This is a genomic window from Moorena sp. SIO4E2 (assembly GCF_010671945.1).
In the GTDB taxonomy this organism is placed as follows: Bacteria; Cyanobacteriota; Cyanobacteriia; order Cyanobacteriales; family Coleofasciculaceae; genus Moorena; species Moorena producens.
Genome location: NZ_JAAHIE010001116.1, coordinates 1 through 1,690, shown reverse-complemented (window position 1 = coordinate 1,690; position 1,690 = coordinate 1). Strand labels below are relative to the sequence as shown.

2 protein-coding genes are annotated in these 1,690 nt (G+C 43.5%); one reads left to right on the top strand and one right to left on the bottom strand.

Annotated features, from left to right (window positions below):
• Positions 1-72 precede the first annotated feature (72 nt).
• On the top strand, positions 73-225 hold the full coding sequence (locus F6K37_RS41260; RefSeq protein ID WP_287257066.1) for a hypothetical protein: 153 nt from the start codon (positions 73-75) through the stop codon (positions 223-225).
• A 79-nt stretch (positions 226-304) separates the two neighbouring features.
• Here F6K37_RS41260 and F6K37_RS41255 read toward each other — a convergent pair.
• On the bottom strand, positions 305-1,690 hold a 1,386-nt coding region (locus F6K37_RS41255), incomplete at its 5' end, for a pentapeptide repeat-containing protein (RefSeq protein ID WP_287257065.1).

Below are 1,690 nucleotides of genomic sequence, written 5' to 3'. Positions count from 1 at the left end.
TGATTTATGTTATTAATAACAAGGTTGTTGATGGTTAAAGGTTAACCGTTTGACTGTTATTGGATATAGCTAATGAAATTAGTGTCGAATTACCAGTTAGGTAAATTAGGCGATCGCTCTTTTTTAATACAGATAAATTATCAGACGAATTACCAGTTAGGTAAAAAAGAGCGATCGCTCTTTTTTAATACAGATAAATTATCAGTCGAATTACCAGTTAGGTAAATTAGGCGATCGCTCTTTTTTAATACACATAACTGGTAAGTTTTCAAGAACTAATTTCAGAGGGTTCACCTGGAAAATTCTAAAAAATTGCTCCTCTTTTAATTAGCTTAAGCTTTGTGGATTCATCAATTCCTACAATATATCCGAATCGGGCATTTTTCACGTCAGCACCATTAAGGTTAGCACTACTGAGATCGGCACCAGTGAGGTTGGCACTACTGAGATCGGTATCTTTAAGGTCAGCACGATACAAGTAGGCACCACCAAGGTTAGCGCCACTGAGGTTTGCAGCACTAAAATCGGTACCAGACACCCTCATAGGACACAAGTTGGCAAGACTAAGGTTGGCACCACTAAGATTGGCACCACTGAGGTTGGCACTATAAAGAGAGGCACCCCTGAGGTTGGCACCACTGAGGTTGGCACTATAAAGAGAGGCACCCCTGAGGTTGGCACCACTGAGGTTGGCACCACTCAGCTCAGTACCCCTGAGATTGCTATCAATCAGCTTGGCATTACTGAGGTTGGCACCACTGAGGTTGGCACCACTGAGCTTGGTACCCCGCAGATCGGCACCACTGAGATTGGCACCACTCAGCTCAGTACCCCTGAGGTTAGCACTACTGAGATTGGCATTACTGAGGTTGGCACTATACAGAGAGGCACCACTGAAGTTCGCATTACTGAGGTCGGCACCACTAAGGTCGGCACCACTAAGATTGGCACGAATTAGCTTCGCACTACTGAAGTTGGCATTGCTGAGGTTAGCATTACCGAGGTTCCCACCAATCACCTTAACATCACTGAGGTTAGCACCACTCAAGTTCGCACGAATCAAATTAGCACGAATCAGGTTAGCACTACTGAGGTCGGCACCACTAAGGTTTGCATCATTGAAGTCGGCACCACTTAAGTCGGCACCACTCAAGTCTGCACCACTCAAGTCTGCATCACATAGGTTAGCACCACTGAGCTTGGTATCACTGAGGTCCGCATCACTGAGGTTCGCACCCCTCAAGTCTCGACCCACAGCTCCACCACTAGCAATCTCTGCGACTAGACGCCATTTATGATCAAGCTTGCTATTATCTTCATCATCTGAACTTTCGTTCAAAATTTGAATATCTTTAACAGGAAAACCACTTAATTCTTTTAGGTCTTCTGATTTTATCCGAGCTTCAAGCCCTTCGATAGCTTCTTGAAACCCCTCTAAGATTAAGCGGCTTGGTTTGATATCAATAATGTTGATCGTGTATCCTGAAGATTGTTGTAAAATAGATTCAATCAGTTTTGAAGGTTGAACTGAATTTATATCTCCTTCTAATACAAGAACAGCTTTTATTGTTTGACTTTGTCTTTCGATTATAGTCTCTTGGTGCGTCAGGGTTTGACTTTGCTCTACACCCTGCACCGGCTCTGAGCTACTGCCATCAGTTTTGTTTAGTTGTTCTGATGATTTTTCTTC